Here is a 5,976-nt window from a genome sequence, read left to right as displayed (position 1 = left end):
CCAGTTCCATCGCGCCGGCCCGAGGCGGAAGCCCGACGTCGCTGAGCACCCGGGGGTGCAGCTCACCCGCGTGGCCCACGACCCGGCCGTCGATCGAGAGCTCCGCGAGGCGGCCCGGGTGCCAGGGCATGACATTGCCGGCTCTGACCGTCAGGGTCACGCCCACCGCCTCGGCGACCACGTGCGCGGCGTCCACCGCGTCCGCCCAGTCCGCGTCCCGGGCCGGCGTGGACCAGCCACCTGGCTCACGGCGCCCGGTGAGGAGCGCGGCGACGTGGCGGGGCTGGCCGGGCAGGGTCGAGTCCAGAGCGGCGATCTCCGCGGCGGAGGGCCGACGATCCACCGGCGGGGTGACGACGTCCGTCGGGATCCGTTCGCGTTCACGGAACACCAGACCGCTCTCGAACAGGGCGAGATCGCGCTGCCCCCGGCCGATGTTGCGCACGGCCGCCGCGATCAGTCCGGGTAGCAGGGTCGTCCGCAGGTAGCCGGCGTCCTCGGCGATCGGGTTCACGATCCGGACCGCCGCACGCCGCGGGTCGGCCGCGGCCAGGCTGAGCGCGTCGGCGGCGTCCTCGGGTACGAACGGCAGGGTAAGCACCTCGGCGAACCCCGCACAGGCCAGCGCCCGGCCCACCGCGCGGTGCATCCGCTGCGCGGCGGTGAGCCCGCGCCCCGCGGGCAGCGACGGCAGGGTCACTGGGATGGTGTCGTACCCCTCCAGCCGCATGATCTCCTCGACGAGATCGGCGGGCCGGGTCAGGTCGGGACGCCAGGACGGCGGCGTCGCGATCAGAACACCGGGCAGGTCCTCGGTCGCCGACCCGTCAGCCACCGCGCAGCCGACACCGACGAGCCGGCGCCGCACCACCTCGGCGGGGTAGGGCCGGCCGGCGAGGCGTTCCGGTTCCGTCAGCGGCAGGGTCACCGGCGCCGGGGCGGGGCGGCGGTCCAGGTCGGTCACGCCGGGCTCGGGACGGGCGGCGGCGAGCTCGGCGAGCAGGTCGACGGCCAGCGCTGCGGCGACCGGCGCGAGTGCCGGGTCGACGCCGCGTTCGAAACGCCGCGACGCCTCCGAGGACAGCCGGTGCCGGCGGGCGGTGCGGGCCACCGTGATCGGGTCGAAGTGCGCAGCCTCGAGGACGATGTCGGTGGTCGTCGCGGACACCTCCGTGGTGGCCCCGCCCATCACCCCGGCGAGCGCGATCGGACCGGTGTCGTCGGCGATGACCAGATCCTCGGGGTCGAGAGTGCGGTCGGCCCCGTCGAGGGTGCGCAGCGTCTCTCCGGCGACGGCCCGGCGCACAATGATCGCGCCGGTCAGCTTCGCCCGGTCGAAGGCGTGCAACGGCTGGCCGAGGCCCAGCAGCACGGCGTTGGTGACGTCGACCGGCACCGAGATTGACCGCATCCCGGACAGCGACAGCCGCCGCTGCCACCCCAGCGGGGTGGTGGCCCGCGAGTCGACCCCGGTCACCACCCGGGCGACGTAGCGGTCACACGCCGCGGTGTCCTCGACGACGACCGGATAGGCCTCCCTGGCGGGCCCCGGGACGGCTGCCGGGTCCGCCGGCGCGCCCGGGTCCGTGAACGGCAGCGCGAAGGCGGTCGCCGCCTCCCGGGCGATCCCCCGCACCGACAGACCGTAGCCCCGGTCCGGGGTGACCGCGATGTCGAGCACCTCGTCGGCGAGATCGAGCAGCTCGGCGACGTCGGCGCCGATCGGCGCCCGCGGCGCGAGCACCAGGATGCCGTCGGACTCCTCGCCGAGGCCCAGTTCCCGGGCCGAGCAGATCATCCCCTCGCTGACATGGCCGTAGGTCCTCCGCGCGGTGATCTCGAACCCGCCGGGCAGCACGGCGCCGGGCAGCGCGACCGCCACCCGGTCGCCGACGGCGAAGTTGTGCGCCCCGCAGATGACGCCGCGCACGCCCTCGCCCCTGGATCCGGCGCTCTCGGATCCGGCATCCTCGGATCCGGCGCTCTCGGCGACCCGGACCTGGCACCAGCGGACGGCCTTCTTCTTCGTCTCGACGATCTCGAAGCCGACGATCTCCCCGACGACCACGCCGGAGAACTCGCCCCCGACGCTACGCAGTCCCTCGACCTCGAAACCGGCCCGGATCAACGCGTCGGCGACGGCCCGCGTGGGCGGCAGCCCCGCCACATACTCCCGCAGCCAGGACATCACGATCAGCATGGGTCAGTCCTCGATTCCGAACGGCAGGCTGAACCGGACGTCACCGTCGACGAAATCGCGGATCTCCCGGATGCCATGGCGGACCATCGCGGCCCGTTCCAGCCCCATCCCGAACGCGAAACCGCTGTACCGGGTCGGGTCGACCCCCGCGGCCCGCAGGACGTGCGGGTCGACCATGCCGCAGCCGCCGGCCTCGATCCAGCCCTCGTCCGAACAGACCCGACAGGGCTGGCGGGCCGCCTCCCCGCGGCAGGCGAAGCACTGCACGTCCAGTTCCGCGGACGGCTCGGTGAACGGGAAGAACGACGGGCGCAGCCGCGTCGACAGGCCCGCCCCGAACAACGCCTGGGCGAAGACCTCCAGGGTGCCACGCAGGTCCGCCATGGTGATGCCCCTGTCCACGGCCAGACCTTCGAGCTGGCCGAAGACCGGCGAGTGCGTCGCATCGATGGTGTCGTTGCGGTATGTCCGCCCCGGGCACACGACGTACACGGGCAGCGGGCGGTTCAGCAGGGAGCGGATCTGCACCGGGGAGGTGTGGGTACGCAGCACCCGGCCCGCCCCGGTCGGCGCGACGTAGAGCGTGTCGTGCTCGCTGCGGGCCGGGTGATCGGGCGCCATGTTCAGGGCCTCGAAGTTGAACCAGTCGTGTTCGACCTCGGGTCCCTCGGCGACCTCGTAGCCCATCGCCACGAACACGTCGGCAAGCCGGTCGGACAGGGCGGTCAGCGGGTGGCGGGCACCACGGCGGCGGCGGTCGACGGGCAGGGTCACGTCGACCCGTTCCTCGCGCAGCACCCGGGCGTCGCGTTCGACGGTGAGTTCGGCCAGCCGGGCGTCGTAGGCGGCCTGTACGGCCGTGCGGGCGGCGTTGTGCCGGCGACCGGCGTCGGCACGCTCCGCACGGGGCAGGGCACCGAGCTCCCGGCGGGCCAGTACCAGCGGTGCGGAGGCACCCTGGATGTGGGCGATACGGACGGCTGCCAGCGCGTCGAGATCGGCGGCGGCGCGGATCGACTCCCGCGCCGCGTCGACGGCCGCGTCGAGCTGATCGGGGTCGAGGGCGTGGACCCGGGACGGGTCGACAGTCTCTCCAGGGGCGGGCACGGTGCTCATCCTCGTCATCGGGTGAAAAGCATCGGGTGAAAAGCAGGGTCATCCCGGCGGGAAGCCGGGGTCGTCCGGCCTGCGGCGGGGTTCGTCCGGGCCTGGGATGTCCGGGCCGGAGGCGGCGGCGCGCGCCTGGCCGCCCGGGGCGCCCACCGGTCGGTTCGCGGTGCTCGGCGTCAGCCGAACACCGGGCCACCGGCGGGCACGAAAAATCGGAACTCGGCGCCGCCACCCGGGGCCCGGCCGACCGAGATGGTGCCGCCGTGCGCCTCGATCAGCGCCTTGGCGATGTAGAGCCCGAGGCCGGTGCCGTTCCCGCGGCTGGCGCCCCGCCAGAACTTCGTGAACACGCGCGCGGCGTTCGATTCGGACACGCCTTCACCCTCGTCGGCCACGCTTACCTCCGTGCCGCTGTCCCTGCCACGCAGCAGTACCGTCACAGTACCCGCACCATGCCGCAGGGCGTTGTCGACGAGGTTGTGCAGTACCTGTTCAATCTTGTCCGGATCGACCCACATCTCGGGCAGTTCGCCCTCCTCGCGGATGAAGAACCGGTCGGCGCCCGCCGCACCCGAGGCCACCTTGCCGTCCACCACCGAACGCACCCGGGCGGGCAGGTCGACGATCTGCTTGCGGACCTGGATGCGTCCGGAGTCGATCCGAGAGACGTCCAGCACCTCGGTGAGCAGGCGCGTGACCCGGTCGGCGTCGGTGTTGACCGTGTTCAGCATGAGCTTCTTCTGCTCGTCGGTGAACCGGTCCCACTTGGCGAGCAGCGTCGCGGTGAATCCCTTCACACTGGTCAGCGGCGAGCGCAGCTCGTGCGCCACGGTCGCGACCAGGTCCGCCCGGTTGCGTTCCAGCCGCTCGCGGCTGAGGGTGTCGCGCAGGGACAGCGACACCCGCACCAGCCGACCGGCGACCCGGTTGAACCGCACCGTGACGTGGAAGTCACGGTCGTGGACCGGACCCGCGTAGGTCAGGCGCCGCTCCGGCTGCCCGGTGACCCGCGGCAGGTTCCGGCTGGCCGTAGAGCACTCCCACCAGTCGTTGCCCCGCTCGTCCAGCAACGGGAGGACCTCGGTCAGATGCCGGCCGATCGCGGACGGTCCATCCACCCCGGTGAGCTTCGCCGCCGCCCGGTTGAACACCTCGACGACGCCGGCAGCGTCGGTCACGATCACCGAATCCGGTAGCAGGTCGAAGGCGGCGGCAGGCAGTGGGCCGTCCTGCGCGGCCGACACGGCTGAATCGGTGGCATCGGGCGCGCAGCCGGGGCCGGAGGGCGGCACCTGCCCGGATGGCGACGTGACAATGTTCATCACCGTCGACCACCTCCTCCGGTGCCGTCAGTACCGGACCTGCCCGTTCTCTGCGCCCGCGCCGACGCGTAAAGGCACAGGGCGGACGCAACCGCAAGATTCAGGGACTCGGCCTGACCGTACACCGGTACCCGCAGAACCGCGTCCGCGGCGGCCAGAGTAGCCGAAGCCAGCCCATGTGCCTCGTTACCGAACAGCCACGCCGTCGGCCCGTCGAGCTCACCGGCCGCGACGGCGGTGTCAATGTCGCGATCCGCGGCTCCGGACGTCGCCACGATGCGGCAACCCCGGGCCCGCAGCCGGTCCAGCACCACGGCCAAGGCTGGTTCCACGATCACCGGGAGGTGAAAGTGGCTGCCGGCCGAGGAGCGCACGCACTTGCCCCCGAAGGGGTCGACACCGCTCCCGGTGAAGACGACGGCGTCCGCTCCGGCCGCGTCCGCGCTGCGGATCACCGTGCCGGCGTTACCCGGATCGCCCGCGCCGATGCACACCGCGACCAGCCGGGGGGCGTGCAGGTCGGCGAGCCGATGAGCGGGCAGGGCCGCGACCGCGACGAGGCCCTGGGGGGTCACCGTCTCCGACAGCGACGCCACGGCCTCGTCCGTCACGACCCGGACCGGCACCCGGACCGCCCGCAGCAGCTCCTCGTGCCGGGGAGTCGCGGAGACTCCGACGAACACCTCAAGCAGCTCGCCGACGGCCAATGCCGCGCCCACCGCCTGCGTCCCCTCGACCAGGAACCTGCCCTGCTCGCGCCGGGCCGCGGGCCGCTTGAGGCGACGCGCGGCACCGACCCGCCCGGAGCGCGCTCCGGCGATCGGCGCCGGCCCCGGCGAAGGGGCCTCCGGCGAAGGGGCGTCCGGCGAAGGGGCGTCGGTCGTGGAGGACACGCGGGAGGCGGGCACGGGCCGACGTCGCGACGGGCTCAGGCGGCGGTGGGCTCCGGCGCCGCCGCCAGCGCGGCCCGTGCCACCTCGACCAGGGCGGTGAACGCGACCGCGTCGTTGACCGCGAGGTCGGCCAGGATCTTGCGGTCGACTTCGACGCCGGACAGCTTCAGACCCTGCACGAAGCGGTTGTAGGTCAGACCGTTCGCCCGCGCCGCCGCGTTGATCCGAGTGATCCACAGCTGCCGGAAGTCGCCCTTGCGCGCGCGGCGGTCCCGGTAGGAGTAGGTCATCGAGTGGAGCATCTGCTCCTTGGCCTTGCGGTAGAGCCGCGAGCGCTGGCCCCGGTAGCCGCTGGCCTGCTCGAGGACCGTACGGCGCTTCTTCTGGGCGTTGACCGCCCGCTTCACGCGTGCCATGAGGGCACCTGTCTCCTTCGTTCGGGTGCGTCCGG

5 protein-coding genes are annotated in these 5,976 nt (G+C 73.2%); all 5 read right to left on the bottom strand.

All coding sequences use genetic code 11. The features are described from left to right. Nucleotides 1–2,200, bottom strand: a 2,200-nt coding sequence (pheT, locus tag AC08ON_RS05715) for a phenylalanine--tRNA ligase subunit beta (protein WP_476616575.1), incomplete at its 3' end; no start/stop codon positions are given. 3 nt (nt 2,201–2,203) lie between these two features. Beyond that, nucleotides 2,204–3,307, bottom strand: coding sequence for a phenylalanine--tRNA ligase subunit alpha (gene pheS, locus AC08ON_RS05710; protein ID WP_476607233.1), 1,104 nt, complete (start codon nt 3,305–3,307; stop codon nt 2,204–2,206). 179 nt (nt 3,308–3,486) lie between these two features. After that, on the bottom strand, nt 3,487–4,632 hold the full coding sequence (locus AC08ON_RS05705; protein ID WP_011437563.1) for a sensor histidine kinase: 1,146 nt from the start codon (nt 4,630–4,632) through the stop codon (nt 3,487–3,489). After that, nucleotides 4,632–5,540: a TrmH family RNA methyltransferase gene (locus tag AC08ON_RS05700; RefSeq protein WP_476607232.1), complete on the bottom strand. Its 909-nt coding sequence runs from the start codon at nt 5,538–5,540 to the stop codon at nt 4,632–4,634. Before AC08ON_RS05700 ends, AC08ON_RS05705 begins: the two co-directional genes overlap by 1 nt. A 20-nt stretch (nt 5,541–5,560) precedes the next feature. After that, entirely contained in the window at nt 5,561–5,941 is a 381-nt protein-coding gene (gene rplT / locus AC08ON_RS05695; RefSeq protein ID WP_011437565.1) for a 50S ribosomal protein L20, read from the bottom strand. Between the last annotated feature and the right edge of the window lie 35 nt (nt 5,942–5,976).

The organism is Frankia sp. CoWAU3 (assembly GCF_977971855.1).
The sequence above is the reverse complement of the archived record's forward strand: the minus strand, read 5'-3'. Positions and strand labels throughout refer to the sequence as shown.